Source organism: Actinomyces oris (assembly GCF_001937665.1).
GTDB lineage: Bacteria > Actinomycetota > Actinomycetes > Actinomycetales > Actinomycetaceae > Actinomyces > Actinomyces stomatis.
Map to the genome: position 1 here is coordinate 78,076 of NZ_MSKL01000008.1, position 18,340 is coordinate 96,415.

Annotated in this window: 13 protein-coding genes and 4 tRNA genes; 5 read left to right on the plus strand and 12 right to left on the minus strand. The window is 67.0% G+C overall.

What is annotated here, in order from left to right:
* Nucleotides 1–10: 10 nt before the first annotated feature.
* The 5 genes from BKH28_RS03885 to rapZ form a co-directional block, all read right to left on the minus strand.
* Complete coding sequence (locus BKH28_RS03885) at nt 11–1,204, minus strand: phosphoglycerate kinase (protein ID WP_075417568.1); 1,194 nt, start codon at nt 1,202–1,204, stop codon at nt 11–13.
* A 112-nt stretch (nt 1,205–1,316) separates the two neighbouring features.
* Nucleotides 1,317–2,324 carry a type I glyceraldehyde-3-phosphate dehydrogenase gene (gene gap, locus BKH28_RS03890; protein ID WP_075417569.1) on the minus strand — a complete coding sequence of 336 codons (1,008 nt, stop codon included), beginning with the start codon at nt 2,322–2,324 and terminating at the stop codon, nt 1,317–1,319.
* A gap of 249 nt (nt 2,325–2,573) precedes the next feature.
* The gene (gene whiA, locus BKH28_RS03895; protein ID WP_075417570.1) at nt 2,574–3,554 is read right to left on the minus strand and encodes a DNA-binding protein WhiA; all 981 of its coding nucleotides are present in this window, start codon (nt 3,552–3,554) and stop codon (nt 2,574–2,576) included.
* A gap of 276 nt (nt 3,555–3,830) precedes the next feature.
* On the minus strand, nt 3,831–4,841 hold the full coding sequence (locus BKH28_RS03900; RefSeq protein WP_075417571.1) for a gluconeogenesis factor YvcK family protein: 1,011 nt from the start codon (nt 4,839–4,841) through the stop codon (nt 3,831–3,833).
* A gap of 3 nt (nt 4,842–4,844) precedes the next feature.
* A complete protein-coding gene (gene rapZ / locus BKH28_RS03905) occupies nt 4,845–5,819 on the minus strand; it encodes an RNase adapter RapZ (protein WP_075417572.1) in 975 nt (324 codons plus the stop codon).
* A 120-nt stretch (nt 5,820–5,939) separates the two neighbouring features.
* Here rapZ and purT point away from each other — a divergent pair, with 120 nt between their 5' ends.
* Nucleotides 5,940–7,226 (plus strand): formate-dependent phosphoribosylglycinamide formyltransferase, encoded by a 1,287-nt coding sequence (purT, locus tag BKH28_RS03910; protein WP_075417573.1) that lies wholly within the window; start codon nt 5,940–5,942, stop codon nt 7,224–7,226.
* A gap of 31 nt (nt 7,227–7,257) precedes the next feature.
* On the opposite strand, the gene BKH28_RS03915 is transcribed toward purT, so the two are convergent.
* From BKH28_RS03915 to BKH28_RS03940, 6 genes are all read right to left on the minus strand, one after another.
* Nucleotides 7,258–8,715 (minus strand): glycoside hydrolase family 1 protein, encoded by a 1,458-nt coding sequence (locus BKH28_RS03915; RefSeq protein ID WP_075417574.1) that lies wholly within the window; start codon nt 8,713–8,715, stop codon nt 7,258–7,260.
* Between the two features lie 122 nt (nt 8,716–8,837).
* Nucleotides 8,838–9,050, minus strand: a complete 213-nt coding sequence (locus BKH28_RS03920) for a TOBE domain-containing protein (protein WP_009393315.1) — start codon at nt 9,048–9,050, stop codon at nt 8,838–8,840.
* 50 nt (nt 9,051–9,100) lie between these two features.
* Nucleotides 9,101–11,257, minus strand: a complete 2,157-nt coding sequence (gene uvrC, locus BKH28_RS03925; RefSeq protein ID WP_075417575.1) for an excinuclease ABC subunit UvrC — start codon at nt 11,255–11,257, stop codon at nt 9,101–9,103.
* Between the two features lie 128 nt (nt 11,258–11,385).
* A tRNA-Val gene (locus tag BKH28_RS03930) sits at nt 11,386–11,460 on the minus strand.
* A 1-nt stretch (nt 11,461) separates the two neighbouring features.
* A tRNA-Cys gene (locus BKH28_RS03935) sits at nt 11,462–11,532 on the minus strand.
* A gap of 37 nt (nt 11,533–11,569) precedes the next feature.
* A tRNA-Gly gene (locus BKH28_RS03940) sits at nt 11,570–11,642 on the minus strand.
* A 150-nt stretch (nt 11,643–11,792) separates the two neighbouring features.
* On the opposite strand from BKH28_RS03940, the gene BKH28_RS03945 reads away from it, so the two are divergent.
* The 3 genes from BKH28_RS03945 (at nt 11,793) to BKH28_RS03955 (ending at nt 14,029) form a co-directional block, all read left to right on the plus strand.
* A tRNA-Val gene (locus BKH28_RS03945) sits at nt 11,793–11,868 on the plus strand.
* A gap of 173 nt (nt 11,869–12,041) precedes the next feature.
* The gene (locus BKH28_RS03950; RefSeq protein ID WP_256695466.1) at nt 12,042–13,136 is read left to right on the plus strand and encodes an NAD(P)/FAD-dependent oxidoreductase; all 1,095 of its coding nucleotides are present in this window, start codon (nt 12,042–12,044) and stop codon (nt 13,134–13,136) included.
* A 23-nt stretch (nt 13,137–13,159) separates the two neighbouring features.
* Nucleotides 13,160–14,029, plus strand: coding sequence for a sigma-70 family RNA polymerase sigma factor (locus BKH28_RS03955; protein WP_075417576.1), 870 nt, complete (start codon nt 13,160–13,162; stop codon nt 14,027–14,029).
* 18 nt (nt 14,030–14,047) lie between these two features.
* Here BKH28_RS03955 and BKH28_RS03960 read toward each other — a convergent pair whose 3' ends face one another.
* Nucleotides 14,048–15,424, minus strand: coding sequence for a UTP--glucose-1-phosphate uridylyltransferase (locus tag BKH28_RS03960; RefSeq protein WP_075417577.1), 1,377 nt, complete (start codon nt 15,422–15,424; stop codon nt 14,048–14,050).
* A gap of 208 nt (nt 15,425–15,632) precedes the next feature.
* Here BKH28_RS03960 and BKH28_RS03965 point away from each other — a divergent pair, with 208 nt between their 5' ends.
* On the plus strand, nt 15,633–18,335 hold the full coding sequence (locus tag BKH28_RS03965; protein WP_075417578.1) for a DUF2339 domain-containing protein: 2,703 nt from the start codon (nt 15,633–15,635) through the stop codon (nt 18,333–18,335).
* Nucleotides 18,336–18,340 lie beyond the last annotated feature (5 nt).

Sequence of the window (18,340 nt, forward strand, 5' to 3'; positions counted from 1 at the left end):
TTGCCTTCCTTCAGTCGTTGAGCACTGCGATACCGGGCAGGGTCTTGCCCTCGAGGAGCTCGAGGGAGGCGCCTCCACCGGTGGAGATGTGGGAGAACGTGGCCTCATCGAAGCCGAGCGTGCGCACGGCGGCGGCGGAGTCGCCACCGCCGATGACGGAGAAGGCGTCGGACTCGGAGATCGCCTTGGCCACTGCCTTGGTGCCCTCAGCGAAGGCCGGGAACTCGAAGACGCCCATGGGGCCGTTCCACACCACGGTCTTGGAGGTGGCGATGGCGTCAGCGAAGAGCTGTCGCGTCTCAGGGCCGATGTCCAGACCCATCTGGTCGGCGGGCAGCCCGTCGGCGGGCACCACAGTGGCCGGGGCGTCCGAGGCGAAGGCGGGGGCCACGACGGTGTCAACGGGCAGCAGCAGCTCGACGCCGTTGGCCTTGGCGATCTCCAGGTAGCCCTTGACGGTGTCGATCTGGTCCTTCTCCAGCAGGGAGGTGCCCACCTCGTGGCCCTGGGCGGCCAGGAAGGTGTAGGCCATGCCGCCGCCGATGAGGAGGCGGTCGGCCTTGCCCAGCAGGTTGGAGATGACGCCGAGCTTGTCGGAGACCTTGGAGCCACCGAGCACCACGGTGTAGGGGCGCTCGGGGTTGTTGACGGCGCGTCCCAGGGACTCGATCTCCTTGACGACGAGCAGACCGGCGGCGGAGGGCAACAACTTGGCGACGTCGTAGACGGAGGCCTGCTTGCGGTGCACGACGCCGAAGCCGTCGGAGACGAAGACGTCGGCCAGAGCGGCGAGCTCGGCGGCGAAGGCCTCGCGCTCGGTGTCGTCCTTGGAGGTCTCGGCGGCGTTGAACCGCACGTTCTCCAGCAGGACGATCTCACCGTCACCGGCTGCTGCGACGGCGGCCTTGGCGGACTCGCCCACGGTGTCCTCGGCGAGGGTCACCTTGACGCCGGTGACCTCGGCGAGACGCTTGGCGACGGGAGCCAGGGAGTAGTCGGGGTTGACCTGCCCCTTGGGGCGTCCCAGGTGGGCGGTGATGATCACCTTGGCGCCGGCGTCGAGCAGGGTGCGCAGGGTGGGCAGAGCGGCCTGGATACGGCCGTCGTCGGTGATGTTCTTGTCGGCGTCCAGCGGCACGTTGAAGTCGGAGCGGACCAGGACTCGCTTGCCCTTGAGGTCGCCCAGGGACTCGATGGTCTTCATGAAGCCTCTCATCGGTTGTGGGTGATGGTGTGGGTGTGGGAAGGACGGCGCCCGCGCACGCATAGCGTGGCGCGGGCGCCGTCTTCTAGAGAGTCATGCTCTCGGTCTGGTCTCAGGCGAGCTTGGAGCCGACCAGAGCGGTCAGGCGGACCAGGGCGTTGGAGTAGCCCCACTCGTTGTCGTACCAGGAGAGGACCTTGACGAGGTTGCCGATGACCTTGGTCTCGGTGGCGTCGAAGATCGAGGTGTGCGGGTTGCCCACGATGTCGGTGGAGACGATCGGGTCCTCGGTGTACTCGAGAACGCCCTTGAGCTCACCCTCGGCGGCGGCCTTGACGGCGGCCTTGACGGCCTCGACGGAGACCTCCTTCTCGGCGATGAAGGTCAGGTCGGTCAGCGAGCCGGTCGGGGTGGGGACGCGCACGGCCAGACCGTCGAACTTGCCCTTGAGTGCGGGAAGGACGAGGGCCACGGCCTGAGCGGCACCGGTCTTGGTGGGGATCATGTTCAGCGCGGCGGCGCGGGCACGGCGCAGGTCGCTGTGCGGGGCGTCGAGGACGCGCTGGTCACCCGTGTAGGAGTGGATGGTGGTCATGATGCCGCGCTCGATGCCGAAGTTCTCGTGGAGAACCTTGGCCAGGGGGGCGAGGCAGTTGGTGGTGCACGAGGCGTTGGACACGATGTTCATCGTGGCGTTGTCGTAGTCGCCCTCGTTGACACCCATGACAAAGGTGCCGTCGACGTTCTTGGCGGGAGCGGAGATGACGACCTTCTTGGCGCCACCGTCGAGGTGGGCCTTGGCCTTCTCGCCGTCGGTGAAGAAGCCGGTGGACTCCACGACGACCTCGACGCCCAGGTCGCCCCAGGGCAGGTCGGCGGGGTTGCGCTGAGCGAGCACCTTGATGTGCTTGCCGTTGACGGTGATGCCATCCTCGTCGTAGGAGACCTCGCCGTTGAAACGACCGAGGATCGAGTCGTACTTGAGCAGGTGGGCCAGGGTCTTGTTGTCCGTCAGGTCGTTGACGGCGACAACCTCGATGTCAGCGCCCTGCTCGAGGGCGGCACGGAAGAAGTTGCGGCCGATCCGGCCGAAGCCGTTAATACCAACGCGGGTGGTCACTTTGTGTCCTCCTAGTGCGCCGGTTGGCGGCGCACGGTTGCTGGGCTCTTCTCACACATGGCGTGTGCTCCGGAACTTCTTCAGCTCAGATCCGATTCAGCTCCGGCACGGCCGAGTCTAGTCACACTGGGCAGGCGCTGGGAGTCGCCGACCACGCCACGGGCGAACACTGTGATGCACAAGCCAGCCCACACGGGGACCAATGACCATCGGCCACCCCTGAGGCAAGGACAGAGGTCCCATCTTGGCTCAGGGTTCGAGCATCTCCTGGGTGAGAACCGACTCAGTGTCGGGGATGCCCAGCTCATGAGCCTGCTTGTCCGCCATGGCGAGGAGCCGGCGGATACGCCCGGCGACGGCGTCCTTGGTCAGCTGCGGGTCGGAGAGCTGCCCGAGCTCCTCCAGGGACGCCTGCTTGTGTGCGATGCGCAAGCGGCCGGCCTGAAGCAGGTGGGCGGGGACATCGTCCCCGAGGATCTCGAAGGCGCGTTCGACCCGGGCCCCCGAGGCCACAGCGGCACGGGCGGAACGACGCAGGTTGGCGTCGTCGAAGTTGGCCAGACGGTTGGCGGTCCCCCGCGACTCGCGCCGGGATCGACGCTCGGCCCACACCTTGAAGGCCTCCGGCGCCCCCATCCGCTCCAGGAGGACACCAATGGCCTCGCCGTCACGAACGACGACGCGGTCGGCCCCACGTACCTCTCGGGCCTTGGCGGAGATGTCGAAGCGCCGCGCAGCCCCGACAAGGGCCAGTGCTGCCTCCGAACCGGGGCAGGTGACCTCCAAGGAGGAGGACCGGCCGGGCTCGGTCAGGGAACCGCGGGCCAGGAAGGCTCCGCGCCAGGCGGCAGCGGCGGCGTTGCGCCCGCCCTGGATGACGGCCACCGGCATGCCTCGCACTGGTCGGCCTCGGTCGTCGACCAGCCCAGACAGCCGGGCCAGGTCCTTGCCCCGCTGCGTCACTCGCAGCACGTAGCGGGATCCTCTGTGCAGGGATCCGCCCTGGACCACCATGACCTCGGGCTCCATCCCGTAGAGCTCCTTGAGGTGCTGGTGCAGTCGGCGCACGGCTCCTCCGTGGTCGAGCTCGGCCTCGACAACGATGCGCCCGGAGACGATATGGAGCCCTCCGGCGAAGCGCAGCATCGCGGAGACCTCCGCCCGTCGTTGGGCGGCGTTCTCAGTAGCGACGAGCGCAAGCTCATCCTTGACGGTGACCGTCAGCGACATGGGCGGGCTCCTCGTGGTCGGGGTTCGTGATTCAGTATGGGTGGAATGGTTGACGCTGCGGCCGTTGCCGGGGCATCCCAGGTGCTGGCGACTCGCTGCTCGAACGGACGCGGACCAGGCAGCGGGCGAAACGGCTGAGATGACAGAGCGATGTCTTACGGCGCCCGAGGCGTATCAATGGAGAATTCTTAGCCGCAGCACCCGGCAGCCGGCTGGACGCGGCCGCGGAGAATTATGAACGATTGTGAGCAGCAGAACTCCTTAATGAGTCGAGCGTCACGTTTCATCATGCTCGCCGCGATCGGTGACGTCCCCCAGCGCTCCTTCGAAGGCGTCCCGGAAGGCGGCTGCCAGGCGCAGCGGGTCGTGGTGGCACAGGGCCTCGCCGGTGCGCACCTGGCGCAGGACGACGGTGGCCCCCATGGCTGTGGCCACCGCTTCAAGATCAGCGACGTCCTCAACGGTGGAGGGGTCGGCCAGCACCACGTCCAGGCGCAGGTCGGGCGCGTACTGGCGCAGGACCCGTAGGTGATCGGCGATGGTCATCCCGTCGGTCTCGCCCTGCTGAGCGGAGAGGTTGAGGACCACGACCTTGCGGGCCGAGGTGTTCACCAGCGCACGACGCATGGACGGCAGGATGAGGTGCGGCAGCACTGAGGTGTACCAGGAGCCGGGCCCCAGGACCACCCATTCCGCCTCATCGATGGCGCGCAGCGCCTCTGGGTGGGCGTCGGCGTCCTCGGGAACCATCACCACGTTCTCCAGACGTCCGCGGGCCGAGGCCACCGCCACCTGCCCACTGACCCGGCGCCGGTTCCCTCCGGAGACGATGTCGGCCTCGATGACCAGGGGTGAGGAGGACATGGGCACGACGCGACCGTGGATCGTCAGCAGGCGCCCCACCCAGTCGAGCCCTGCGACCTCGTCCCCCAGCAGCTGCCACAGCGCCAGGATGAGCAGGTTCCCCAGAGCGTGGTTGTCGAGCTCGCCCTGTCCCTCGAAACGGTGTTGGAGCACGTCTCGCCAGGTGAGGCCCCACTCGGAGTCCTCGCAGAGCGACGCCAGCGCCATTCTCAGGTCTCCTGGCGGCAGGCAGTCGAACTCCCGGCGCAGGCGTCCTGACGAGCCGCCGTCGTCGGCGACCGTGACGACGGCGGTGAGCCGGTGGGTGACGTGACGCAGCGCGCGGAGTGTGGCGGACAGACCGTGCCCGCCCCCCAACGCGACGATGGCCGGTCCCTCCTCACCGCGGCGGGGCCAGCCCGCCACATCGATCGTTGTTCCCACTGCCTACTCCCGTCCCAGGTCACGGTGCTGAACAACGACCTCGAAGCCTCCGCGCCTCAACCTGGCCCCGAGCCTCTCCGCCGAGGCCACGGAGCGGTGCTTGCCGCCGGTGCAGCCCACAGCCAGAGTAACGTGAGGCTTGAGCTCATCAATGTACTGCGGAAGCGCAGGGATGAGCAGGTCGGCGTACCCGTCGACGAAGGCCGCCGCCCCCTTCTGTGCGAAGACGTAGTCGGCCACTGGTGCGTCACGTCCGGTGAGGTGTCGCAGCTCGGAGACCCAGTAGGGGTTGGGGATGAAGCGCACGTCCAGGACGTGGTCGGCATCCAGGGGGATGCCGTACTTGAACCCGAAGGACATGACATTGATGCGCAGGGCCAGATCGGACTCGTGCGCCACGAGCTCACGTACCCGGCGGGCGAGGTCGTGGACGGAGTAGTTGGAGGTGTCGATGACGCTGTCGGCCACGCCCCTCAAGCCGCCCAGGAGAGTGCGTTCATGCTCGATCCCGTCGAGGACGGAGCCGTTGCCCTGCAGCGGGTGGGGTCTGCGGGAGGACTCGAAGCGTCTGACCAGGACGGCGTCGGAGGCGTCCAGGAAGATGAGCCTGACGTCGGTGCCGTTGTTACGGACCTTGCGCAGATAGTCCATGAAGTGGGAGAAGAACTCGCGACTGCGCACGTCGACGACTGCGGCCAGACGGTGCACACCGGCGCCGACCGTCGTCATCATTCCGGACAGGGCGGGCAGCAGCTGGGGCGGCAGGTTGTCCACGACGTACCAGTCGAGGTCCTCCAGCGCGTTGGCCGCGCGCGAGCGTCCCGCCCCGGACATGCCTGTGACAATGATCAGCTCGGGACGTTCTGCCGGCGGAACCGGAGGGGTCGCCTCATCGAGTGCGGGGATCTCGATGGGAACCGTGTCCTGAAGCCGCTTGCGCTTGACGGAGGAGGGCTGAGGGCGACGCTCGTCATGCATGCCCCAAGCATCGCACGTCCAGGTCGGTCCACCCGTCGCCGACGCCGGTTTGCCGGTAGCGTTTCATCATCGCCAGTACTCACTGCCGCCGGTTCCCGGCGCCCGACACCAGGAGGCCCCATGAGCCCCTCCCCCATTGCCGACCAGGCGCACTCGCTCCCGTGCGAGTCCCAGGAGACCGCGATGCGGCAGCCCACAGCTCCGGTCCTGGGCACACCCTGGACCAGCAGCGCGACGAAGGTGGCGCTCCTGGGCGCCGGCGAGATCGGCAAGGAGGTGACGATCGCACTCAGCCGCCTGGGGGTGGAGGTCACGGCGATCGACCGCTACGAGGGGGCTCCAGCGCAGCAGGTGGCGCACAACGCCCTGACGGTTGACATGAGTGACCCCGAGGCGCTGACGGCCGCTATCCGCGCCAGCGGCGCCGCCATCGTCGTCCCGGAGATCGAGGCGCTGGCCACCGATGCCCTGGCGGCGCTGGAGAGCGCCGGCGAGGTGCGGGTGGTGCCGACCGCCCGTGCGGTGCAGCTGACGATGAATCGTGAGGGAATCCGCCGTCTGGCGGCTGAGGAACTGGGACTGGCAACCAGTCCCTACGCCTTCGCCTCGTCCTTGGACGAGCTGCGGGCGGGGGCTCAGCGTGTGGGCTTTCCGTGCGTGGTCAAGCCGGTCATGTCCTCGTCGGGTCACGGCCAGTCGGTGGTGCGCGGACCTGAGGACCTGGAGGCGGCCTGGCGCTATGCGGCGGCCGACGGGCGCGTGGACCGAGGCCGGGTCATCGTGGAGGGATTCGTGCGTTTCGACACCGAGATCACGCTGCTCACGGTGCGCTGGCGTCATCCCGGCACCGGGGAGACGGTGACGAGCTTCTGCGAGCCGATCGGGCACCGGCAGGTCGATGGGGACTATGTGGAGTCCTGGCAGCCGCAGCACCTGAGCCCGGTTGCCCTGGAGCGGGCTCAGCAGGTGGCCGAGCGCGTGACCGCGGCGCTGGGCGGTTGGGGCCTGTTCGGGGTGGAGCTGTTCATCTGCGGGGAGGAGGTTCTCTTCTCCGAGGTCTCTCCGCGCCCCCATGACACCGGTCTGGTGACGCTGGCGAGCCAGCGCCTGAGCGAGTTCGAGCTGCACGCCCGTGCCCTGCTGGGGCTGCCCGTGGACACCTCGCTGCGCTCCCCCGGCGCCTCGGTGACCATCAAGGCGACGGGCGAGTCCGTCCCTGGTGAGGGCGTGAGCTTCTCGGGTCTTGATGAGGCGCTCGCTCAGGAAGGGGTGGATCTGAGGCTCTTCGGTAAGCCTGAGGCCCACCCGGGGCGGCGGCTGGGCGTTGTCGTGGCCTACGCCGACGACGTGCAGGTCGCCCGAGATCGGGCGCGGTCCGCCGCCCAGGCGATCCGTCCCAGCGTCTGAGCCGGCCGCCCGGGCTGCGGAGTCTCAGTGACTACTCCCGCAGTGGTTCCTGCGTCGGGGGCACGAGGGAGGCGCCGTTGGAGGCGATGACGTCGCGGTACCAGTCGAAGGACTTCTTGCGGTAGCGGGCCAGGGTGCCGTTGCCGTCGTCGTCGCGGTCGACGTAGATGAACCCGTAGCGCTTGGACATCTGGGCGGTGGAGGCCGAGACCAGGTCGATGCAGCCCCAGGAGGTGTAGCCCAGGACCTCGACGCCGTCGGCGATGGCCTCGGCGACCTGGACCAGGTGATCGTTCATGTAGGCGATGCGGTAGTCGTCCTCGACCGTGGGGCCGTCAGGACCGGCAACCAGGACGTCCTTGGCCCCCAAACCGTTCTCGACGATGAACAGGGGCTTGCCCCAGCGGTCCCAGTAGTCGTTCAGGATGGTGCGCAGGCCCGCCGGGTCGATCTGCCATCCCCACTCGGAGGCTTCGAGGGTGGGGTTGGTCACGCCGCCCATGAGGTTGCCCCGGCCGGCCTCGGCCGACTGGGTGACCGTCTCGCACACGGACATGTAGTAGGAGAAGGAGACGAAGTCGACGGTGTGCTCCCGCAGCAGCGCACGGTCCTCCTCGGTGATCTCCAGCTCGATGCCCTTGTCCCGCAGGGCCCGCCGCAGGTAACCGGGGTACTCACCGCGCACGTGCAGGTCCCCGAAGACGTAGTTGGCGCGCTCGGCCTGCTTGGCCGCCCACACGTCCCGGGGATCGGGGGTGAGCGGGTAGGTGGGCACGGCCAGGATCATGCAGCCCACCTGGATGTCGGGGTTGGTCTCGTGGGCGATCCTGGTCGCGGCCGCGGAGGCGACGAGCTCGTGGTGGATGGCCTGGTAGAGGTTCTGCTCGCTGAGCCTGTCCTTGGGCGTGGCGATGCCTCCGGACAGGAAGGGCTCATGGAGCACGGAGTTGATCTCGTTGAAGGTGAGCCAGTACTTGACCCGCTTGCCATAGCGCTCGAACAGGGTGCGGGCGTAGCGCTCGAAGAAGCCGATGAGGCGGCGGTCGGTCCAGCCGTCGTAGGAGCGCGCCAGGTGCAGCGGGGTCTCGTAGTGGCTGATGGTGACCAGTGGCTCGATCCCGTGCTTCTCGAGCTCGTCGAGGACCCGGTCGTAGAAGGCGAGTCCCTCCTCGTTGGGCTCGGTCTCGTCGCCGAGCGGGAAGATGCGGCTCCAGGCGATGGAGAAGCGGAAGACCTTGAAACCCATCTCCGCGAACAGGGCGATGTCCTCGGCGTAGCGGTGGTAGAAGTCGATCGCCTCGAGCTTGAGGTTATCCGGTGTGGGGGCCTGGGTGGGCGGGGCCATGATGCCCCGGGGCATGACGTCCTGGACGGACAGACCCTTGCCGTCCTCGTTGTAGGCGCCCTCGATCTGGTTGGCGGCGGTGGCCCCACCCCACAGGAAGCCGGCGGGGAAGCACAGGTCGGGGTCAGGCGATGGCGCAGTCATAGTTCCTCATTCTCTGTGTCTTCTGCCAGGTGGCAGGTTCAGAAGGCTCCGGATCCGTGACCGCCCCTACCATGATCGCACTGACGGCTGTGCCGACCCGCGCCTCACGGCAGCGTCTGGCCTCAGTCCTGAAGGCCCACCATGACGGAGGAGGCCTTGACGACGGCGACTGCCTTCTTACCCTCTGCCAGCTCGAGCTCCTCGATGGCCGTGTTGGTGATGGAGGAGGTGATGATGACGCCGGGGGCGACCTCGATCTTGACGACGCCGTTGACGGCGCCCTTCTCAATGGAGACGACAGTACCGGGCAGCTGGTTGCGGGCGGAGATCCTCATACAGGGTTTCCTTTCGAGTTGATGCCAGTCCAGCACATCGTGAAATCACACTACTGTTGAGTATCTGGACTGTTGAGGTGAGCCAAGATAGTACCCGCCAGAGCCGGCCCTATCCCCTTGACACGGGTGATGTCGTCCACCTCGGCCTGCCGAATGCGTTTGACCGAGCCGAACTCACGCAGCAGGGCGGCCTGACGAGCCGGCCCCAGGCCGGGGATCCCATCCAGCACGGAGCGGGTCATGCCGGCTGAGCGCTTCTTGCGGTGGTGGGTGATGGCGAAGCGGTGGGACTCGTCCCGGAGGTGCTGGAGCAGATAGAGGGCGGGCGACGTACGCGGCAGGATGACGGGGAACTCCTCCCCCGGCACCCATACCTCCTCCAGACGCTTGGCCAGGCCGATGAGCGGGACGTCGATGCCGAGCTCGTCGAGCACGGCACGCGCGGCGTTGACCTGCGGTAACCCGCCGTCGACGACGACGAGTCCGGGCGCGTAGGAGAAGCGCCGGGCCTTGCCGGTCTCAGGGTCGATAGGGCCGGAGGCAACGGCGATACCCTCGGCGTCCTCGATCTCCTCGGCAGCGCGGGCGGCCGCCTCGCCCTGTCCCTGCTCAGCGATGAGCCGTTTGAACCTCCGGGTGAGGACCTCGTGCATGGCTGCGGTGTCATCAGTGGCACCGTTTCCGTCCTGGCCGCGCACGGTGAAGCGGCGGTAGTCGGACTTGCGCGGCGCACCGTCCTCGAAGACGACCATGGAGCCGACCTGATAGGTGCCCTGGGTGTGGGAGATGTCGTAGCACTCGATGCGCAGGGGCGCCTCGGCCAGGTCGAGGGCCTCGGCGAGCTCATCAAGGGCGAGGGTGCGTTGGGTGAGATCCCCCGCCCGTCGGGTCTTGTGCAGCCGCAGGGCCTCCTCTGCGTTCTTGCGCACCGTGTCCATGAGGGCGGCCTTGTCGCCGCGCTGCGGAACGCGCAGGTCTACCTTCGCGCCGCGCAGGCCGGCCAACCAGGCCCGCACGGTGGCGGCGTTGCTGGGCATCTCGGGAACCAGGATCTCCCGGGGCACTGCGGTGGTGGCCGTGTGGGCGACGTCGTCGACGCTCGTGGCCGCCGACTCGCCGTTGCGCCTGGGGGCCTCGCTGCTGGAACCGTTGGGACCGCTGCGGGGCTGGGGGCTGGAGGGGGCGCGCTCACCCACCCCGACGGAGGTGGTGGTGCCCGAGGAGGCGGGAGCGCCGCTCTGGTGGACGGCACCGTCGTCGGCGGGATCGACGAGGGAGGCGTAGACCTGCTCGAGAAGACGTTCGATGAGCTCGGCGTCCCCGGCGTCGTCGATGAGATCGACGACCCAGCCGCGCTGCCCGCGCACCCGGCCGCCACGGACGTGGAAGACCTGGACGGCGGCCTCGAGCTCGTCGCGGACCAGGGCGAAGACGTCGGCATCGGTGGCGTCGGGCAGGACGACGGCGTTGCCCTCGATGACCTTGCGCAGAGCGGTGGCGTCGTCGCGCAGACGGGCGGCCTTCTCGAAGTCGAGGGCGGCGGCTGCGGCTTTCATCTCAGCCTCCACCTGACGCAGGTAGGGGCCGGTGCGGCCGGCCATGAAGGCGCAGAAGTCCTCGGCCAGCGCCCGATGGTCCTGCGGGCTGATACGGCCCACGCAGGGGGCTGAGCACTTATCGATATACCCCAGCAGACAGGGACGCCCCGAGGCCTGGGCACGGCGGAAGACACCGGCGGAGCAGGAGCGCACCGGGAAGACTCGCAGCAGCTGGTCGACGGTCTCACGGATGGACCAGGCCTGAACGAAAGGACCGAAGTAGCGGGTTCCCGGTTTGCGGGCCCCGCGGACCACCTGGACGCGGGGGTGGGTCTCCCCCATCGTCACCGCCAGGTAGGGATAGGACTTGTCGTCCTTGTACATGACGTTGAAACGGGGGTTGAACTCCTTGATCCAGGAGTACTCCAGGGCCAGGGACTCCACCTCGGTGGACACGACCGTCCATTCCACGGCGCATGCGGTGGTGACCATCTTCTGGGTGCGCGGATGCAGGGCGGCGAGGTCCTGGAAGTAGCTGGACAGACGCTGACGCAGGTTCTTGGCCTTGCCGACGTAGATGACGCGTCCCTGCCCGTCCAGGAACCGGTAGACCCCCGGGGATGTGGGAATCTCGCCCGGGGCAGGACGGTACGTCGAGGGGTCGGCCATGCCCGTTAGGGTAGACGCCAATCATCCTCGTCCACGACACATGGCCCAGCAGCCGGTCGCCGCCAGTCCCAGAGGGACCCCGGAACAACGGGAGGCCCGAGCCGTGCCGGCTCGGGCCTCCATCATGGTGGTGGGCGATACTGGGATCGAACCAGTGACCTCTTCCGTGTCAGGGAAGCGCGCTCCCGCTGCGCCAATCGCCCGAGGTGGGTACCGGATTCGAACCGGTGTAAACGGCTTTGCAGGCCGGTGCCTAGCCTCTCGGCCAACCCACCATGAGAATGCTGGGGCTCGGCGCTCCCGGCTCCTCGGAGCGGATGACGGGACTCGAACCCGCGACCCTCACCTTGGCAAGGTGATGCTCTACCAACTGAGCCACATCCGCGCAATCCCTCACGGTTCGGCCGAACCGCTCGGTGCTGGAAAACCATAGCATCACGATCACAGTGACAGGCAAACAGCATCGCGGTGATTCACCTCACCGGGTAGCCATTTGCTCCGGGGACGCAGGCCTGACTATGGTTAGCGCCGCACCGGGCGATTGGCTCAGGGGTTAGAGCGCCTCGTTCACACCGAGGAGGTCACTGGTTCGATTCCAGTATCGCCCACCACAGCACCCTGACACCAAGTTGACAGTACCCGCCCCCAAGGGCGGGTACTTTTACATCACCCCGCTCTGCAAGCAGACGAGCAAAGGCGAGCTCAGAATCAGCCTCCCACTATGGATACCGTCACAGTCTCCGCTCGACTGTCACGATTCGACGCGCCGATGTGTCTGATGGGTATGAGTCCAACGCATCGCACCACCATCGTCATCATCGGCGCCGGGTACGCCGGGATCATGGCAGCCAACCGGATTGCTTCTCACCCAATGGCCACCGCCCTCACACGTGTTCGCCTCATCAGTGCCTCGGCACACCTTGTCGAGCGTATCCGTCTGCACGAGGCTCTTCGTGCTGAAGAAGACCCGGTACGGCCCTTGTCCGAGCTGCTCAACCCAGCCATCGACGTTGTCATCGACCGCGCGACGAGCATCGATCGCAAACGGGGTGTCGTCCATCTGTCCGACGGCGCCACCGTCCCCTTCAACCAGGTCGTCTTGGCGACCGGTAGCACCAGCCGGGCACCTGCTGGAGCACTGCCGATCTCCGGAATCGCCGATCTGCAGCCGCTTCGAGATGAACTCGTCGGCTCTTCACACACGCGCATTCGCGTCGTCGGAGGTGGTCTCACCGGGATCGAGACCGCCGCGGAACTTGCTGAGCAAGGATTCGATGTTGAGATCGTCGACTCCGGTACCGTCGGCTCCCACCTCGGCGTACGAGCCCGCAAGCATGCCTCTCGCCAACTGCGTCGGCTGGGCTGCACGGTGACCGACGACCAGATGTGCCAGCCCGAGCCCGGCATGGTCACCATATGGACCGCAGGTTTTGCACCGGTCACTGTTCCATGCGATCCACCAGTGTCGACCTCTTCCGACGGGCGCATCGTGGTCAACAGGTTCCTACGCTCCCCCGACGACCCCAGGATTACCGCGATCGGCGATTGCGCTGCGCCTCCGGCCCCGCATCTACGCCCTAGCTGCGCCTCAGCCCTGTCTCTGGGAGCCGTAGCCGCTGACATTCTCATCTCCGACGTACTGAAGACCCCACCGCCGTCCAACACGGGGGTCGGTTATCTCATGCGCTGCGTCTCGCTGGGACGCGACCGCGGGCTCGTCGAGCACGTAAGTCCGGACGACGTTCCCAACGGTCCCGTCCTGACGGGGAGAATGGCCCGGCGAGTCAAGGACTGGGTCATGGACCGCACTACTCAGTGGTTGATCGAAGAGGCTCAGCGCTCCGGCTCATACCGCATCGTGAGAGGCCCAGCTCAATGACTGCTTCCGACCAACCCACAGATATGGACGACAGGTCCGGTCAGGATTTCGAGGAACATCGCGCCGTTCTGTTTACCCTCGCCTACAGCATGCTCGGTAGCGCGGCGGAGGCCGAGGACATCGTGCAGGAGACATGGCTGCGCCGCCAACGCGTCAGAGAACCGGTCCGGCAGGAGCGCGCGCTGCTGTGCCGTATCGCCACACGCTTAGCACTCAACGCGCTGCGCTCCGAGGCCAACCGGAAGGAGTCCTACCTAGGACCGTGGCTTCCCGAGCCGGTCGCCACCGAGGCAGAACTGGCCGACGACCTGATCCTGGCGGAGACGGTCTCTGAGGCGACGCTGACGGTACTGGAGACCCTCTCCCCCGCCGAACGCGCAGCATTCCTCCTGGTAGAGGTCTTCTCCCTGTCATCGGCGGAGACCGGTCGCATCATCGATGCATCCGACACCGCCGTGCGCCAGCTGGTGCACCGTGCACGCACCCGGCTGCAAGAAGGACGAACACACCGACGCGCCACCCCCTCTCCCGAGCTGTGGACCGAGCTGACCAGCGCCATTCGCTCGGGAGACTTGGCGGCCACCATACGCCTGCTGGCTCCTGAGGCGGTACTCGTGTCCGACGGTGGAGGCCGGGCCTCAGCGGCACGCCGTGCCGTCCGAGGCGCAGAGTCCGTGGCCCGCTTCCTTATCGGCATCGCCGCGAAGACGCCACAGTTCGATGTGGCGCCGGCGCGGCTCAACGGGGAGCTCGCAGCCGTGGTCAGCAGTTCCAGGAACGTAGAGTTCGTGGTCTTCCTGGTTGCTTCGGAGACTGGTGTTCAGCAGGTTCTCATCGTCCGCAACCCCGATAAGCTCATGCGCATCGACAAGCCTGTGAGACTGTCCCGCTGACCTCGGCACGATCCGTCGTCAGATATGGACGCCGTCGGCGATCCTTCCGGGCGAGCCCTCCTGGCCTACGTGCGCCTCACCGGTGGCGACGACGCCGGAACCGAAGGTCCAGTCGCCATCCACGGTCAACGACCGCGCATCCTTGATGGAGGGGACGCCCTCGGGGAACCGGGCCTCGAAGTCCTGGATCTTCTTGTAGAACCGCGGGTCGAGATTCACGGTGCAGGCCTGCTCCGGGACCATCTGCAGCAGACCGTCGTCGTCCAGCTCGTAGACGTCCGAGCGCACCAGCAGCAGATCGTTGGTGGTCTTGACCGGCAGGAACCGGGAACGTGGTACCTCGATGGCGGTCGCCCCCTCGAAGGCCTCCACGGCGGCCCCCATGGCGGTCTCGAGCTGAACGACCGGTGTCGAGGAGGAGTCGGCGGGGTCCACCGTCTTGCTGTTCTTGATGAGCGGCAGCCCGAGGATCCCTCCCCGTTCGACCAGGGTGTCGCGTAGCACCTTGAGGTCGAACCAGAGGTTATTCGTGTGGAAGAAGGGGTGGCGGAACTGGTCGGTGAAGTAGTGCATCTGGTCATCGGGCGTCTGCGCCGTGTCGCGCAGGATGATGCGTCCGTCGCTCTTACGCACGGCCAAGTGGCCGCCCTTGACGTCGGCCGGCGTACGGCGGCACATCTCCGGGGCATAAGGAGCACCGGAGGCGGCGAACCAACCGGCGATCCTGGCCGAGGGCGCCGCGCCGAGGTTGTCGGAGTTGGCGGTCATGGCGTACCGATACCCCTGCTCCAGGAGGGCGTCCAGCAGACCGGAGGCGAGCAGGGCGGTGTAGATGTCGCCGTGCCCCGGAGGACACCACTCGAGCTCGGGGTCAGCCTCCCACTCCACGGGAGTCAGATCATCAGCGCGGAGCTTGGGCTCGCGGTTCTGCAGGAAGTCCAGGGGCAGGCCGTCAACCTGGATCTCGGGGTGCCCGGCCAGCACCTCGAGGGAGTCCTCGCGGGTGCGGAAGGAGTTCATGAGGATCAGCGGCAGGCTCACACCGTAGCGCCGACGCGCTGCCAGAACCTGATCGACCAACAGGTCCAGGAAGGTCTTGCCGTCACGTACCGGCAGAAGGGACTTGGCGCGATCCAGGCCCATCGAGGTGCCCAGGCCCCCGTTGAGCCGGATGAGGACCGTCTTGCTCAGCGCCTCGCGAGCCTCCTCCTCACTGACCTCGACGTCAGCAAGGGAGTCGATCTGCGTCAGGGGCTCGATGGTCTCCTCGGGGATAAGACCTGTGGCTCCCGCCTCCAGGGACTGGTAGTAGTGGGTGAAAACCGTGATGGCCTGCTCGGCGACACCGGCGTCGCGCATCTTGTGCTGGGCTGCAGTGAGTCCGTTCTCGCTCATGACGCGCAGCCTATCCCAGCCTGACCGTTCTTGTGGAACTTTGTTCGACTCTGTTCGTTCTCGCGCAACCAGTTTTCTCCTCGTTCCCAAGTTGTCCACAGGGTACTTGTACCCCCTTCACGACATCGACGACTCCCCCTTACTCTCAGAAGAATCGGTTGAGTGACACGTGCTTACCGCCGAGCACCGAGTGACGAGGAGAACCGTCATGTCCGTACCGCCCCCTGTCGGCCCGAATATCGCCGTGGTCCTGCAGCGACTGGACCTCATCGAGAGGAAGATCGACTGGCTCGCAGAACGCGTCTCCTGGCTGACTTACTCCTCCGCCGCTGCGATGCAAGGCAGCAGCGGCTCTCCCGCCACAGCGAGGAGCAGCAGCCCCGTTGCCACGTCGAAGGAGACTGTGGCCACCGACACCACTGAGGACCACCGTGCAGGAGTCCCGCCCACGCGCACTCCGCTCCAGGCCGAGACGACACCGCCCGCGAGCACCCCGGAGGCGAGCCGGACCACCGACCTCCCCCTGCAGCACCTCAACGATCCCATCGTTCAGACCCCCGTCAACGGGGCCCTCCTCGATGACCAGACCGCCCACCCCACGACGGCCACGGCTTCGGACACCCCACGAGCATCCCGGGACGAGGCGCCGCCGGTCCAGCGTCATCCGGAGCCGACCCCCATGGAGCCCGCGCCAGCCTCGGCTCCTTGGACCAGTCCGGACCCGATGCGTCATGCACCCGTCGCAGGCAACGCCCCTCATATGCAGGGAACCAATCAGGCGGGACCGGCCGGGACCGGCCAGACACGCAGCGCCGGGGCCGAGAAAGTCCCCAGCTGGACCCAGCGGGCAATGCGGGAGGGCAACCTCGGACGCTATCTGCTCTCCGGCGCCGCAGCAGTACTCGTCCTGTCTGCCGGGGTCAGTCTTCTGGCCCTCGTCTGGGATTCCATTCCCAACCCGATCAAGATCCTGGCGCTGGCACTGATCGCTGTCACGATGACAGCGGCCGGCGCCCGGCTGGGGATCAGTCGTCCCCGTCACCGTGTCGCCGCGGCCACGATCACGGGCACCGGTGGGGGACTCGGCTTTGTTGCCGTCGTGGGAGCCGTTCTTCTCGACGGAATGCTCAATCCGGAGCCCGCCCTGGTACTCATGGCCTGCTGGGGGCTCGTGCTTCTGGCCATGTCCCACATCACACGAGTGCTGTTCACCGCCGTCATCTCCACCCTCGGAGCCCTGGTGACCATCGGGTTCGCAGTCAGCCACGTGGTGCGCCAGCCACAGGCCGCGCTCATCACGTGGCTGATGATCACTATCTACGTCACGGTGCTGGCACTGACCTGCACCGTCCTATCTCGCGCTACAGGGCGGATGAGGCTGGCCGCGTGGTATCCGGTGACGTCGATGGTGGCGACGGCGACAGCCCTCATCGCCGCTCCGATGCAGCCAATGCTGCGGCTGTCCACCGTCGGCGGTACCGGCATCACTCTCATCCTGTGCCTGCTACTGGTGTGTCAGACGATGCACGCCAGCACACGGCTGTGGAGCATCGGTGTCGAGACCTCCGGCTGGGACTGGGGCCCAACGGCGGTGGTCCTCCTGCTGGCGTTCAGGAACCTGTTGATGGGGCAGAAGAGTCTCCACCTGGCGCACAGCGTCATCGTCATCACCTTCCTCCTCGAGCTCCTCCTGCTGGCCGCGGCGGCACTCGCGATACTCCCGGTCTATTGCCCCGCTCGCTGGCGCCGCGCCATGGCGATCGGGCACGAGGTCGCATTCTTCCCCCTCGCACTGGTCGGGATGACGATCACTGGCGACCCCAGGGCCTATCTCTTCGTCATTGTGGCCGCGATGTTGTGCCTCCTTCCTGCCGTCTTGAACGGAAGAGTGGAGCCGCCCCCGATCCTGGCCCTCCTCGGGACGGCACCGATTCTCACGCCCCCGGGCACTGTTTACTCCCGCGGCGACGCCTGGTCGCTGATCATCTCCGTGGTGCTTTCTGCGCTCATGGTGATCGTGGCCGAGGGTCTCGGTGACCGAGTCGCAGACAGCTCTCCGGTCCCGACCCCATACCCCGCGGCTTCACGTGTTCAGCCACGGGTGCTGGCCCTGCGGGCGGCACTGGCGGCGATGGCCTTCAATATCGCCGTCGTCGTCCCGTTCCTGGGATCCGGCCTCGTGGAGGACTCCCAAAACACCTGGGCGGCCCTGCGCATGGTTCCGGGTCTGGTGACGATCGCACTCATCGCTCTGGGGGCGTTGTCAAGCGGAGCCACACCTCTCCGAGTGCTCACTGGGCAGTGCCGAGGCGCCCGCTACCGGGTGGGTCCTCACGGTCAGGCCTTGCCCCACCCAGCAGGACAGCAGTCAGGAGCACCAGCACCGTCGTGGATCCTCTCAGGGATAGTGGCCGTACTGGCGCTGCTGACGCTGTCGTGGGCCGAGGATGCCTCCTCTTCGATCTGGATGCTGCTGCTGGTCGCCGTCGCCCTGGGGGTGGGGGCATGCGCCACGTGGCTCCTGCTTCCCTGGCGGCGGTCTGCGGAGGTGTGCCTGAGCCTTGCGATCGGCAACTCGCTGCTCATGTGGCTCTCAGTCATGGTGGCCACCGACGTCGGCCCGGGTTCGGTCCTCATGTCAGTACTGGTACTGCTGACGGGCGGAGCCTGCATCGTCCTCGGGTTCGGGGCGCGTCTGACGATCCTGCGCCACTACGGACTGACCCTGGTGCTCCTGTCCGTGCTCAAGCTCGCCGTTATGGACGTGGCCTCGCAGAACTCGATCATTCGGGTCATCTCGCTGGCGGCCGCAGGCGTCGTCTGCTTCGTCCTCTCGCTGCTCTACAACCGCTTCGCGCAGGACCAGCGTCGCGAGAGCGACCAGGTCCCCATGGGTCCTGGGAGCATTTGAGTGCG

What these genes read in the sequence shown, in the direction of transcription:
- purT (WP_075417573.1), top strand. Translation starts at nt 5,940, where the DNA reads ATGAGCCCCTCCCCCATTGCCGACCAGGCGCACTCGCTCCCGTGCGAG.
- BKH28_RS03885 (WP_075417568.1), bottom strand. Translation starts at nt 1,204, where the DNA reads ATGAAGACCATCGAGTCCCTGGGCGACCTCAAGGGCAAGCGAGTCCTG.
- BKH28_RS03950 (WP_256695466.1), top strand. Translation starts at nt 12,042, where the DNA reads ATGAGTCCAACGCATCGCACCACCATCGTCATCATCGGCGCCGGGTAC.
- whiA (WP_075417570.1), bottom strand. Translation starts at nt 3,554, where the DNA reads ATGTCGCTGACGGTCACCGTCAAGGATGAGCTTGCGCTCGTCGCTACT.
- BKH28_RS03955 (WP_075417576.1), top strand. Translation starts at nt 13,160, where the DNA reads ATGGACGACAGGTCCGGTCAGGATTTCGAGGAACATCGCGCCGTTCTG.
- BKH28_RS03960 (WP_075417577.1), bottom strand. Translation starts at nt 15,424, where the DNA reads ATGAGCGAGAACGGACTCACTGCAGCCCAGCACAAGATGCGCGACGCC.
- uvrC (WP_075417575.1), bottom strand. Translation starts at nt 11,257, where the DNA reads ATGGCCGACCCCTCGACGTACCGTCCTGCCCCGGGCGAGATTCCCACA.
- BKH28_RS03920 (WP_009393315.1), bottom strand. Translation starts at nt 9,050, where the DNA reads ATGAGGATCTCCGCCCGCAACCAGCTGCCCGGTACTGTCGTCTCCATT.
- rapZ (WP_075417572.1), bottom strand. Translation starts at nt 5,819, where the DNA reads ATGCATGACGAGCGTCGCCCTCAGCCCTCCTCCGTCAAGCGCAAGCGG.
- BKH28_RS03915 (WP_075417574.1), bottom strand. Translation starts at nt 8,715, where the DNA reads ATGACTGCGCCATCGCCTGACCCCGACCTGTGCTTCCCCGCCGGCTTC.
- BKH28_RS03965 (WP_075417578.1), top strand. Translation starts at nt 15,633, where the DNA reads ATGTCCGTACCGCCCCCTGTCGGCCCGAATATCGCCGTGGTCCTGCAG.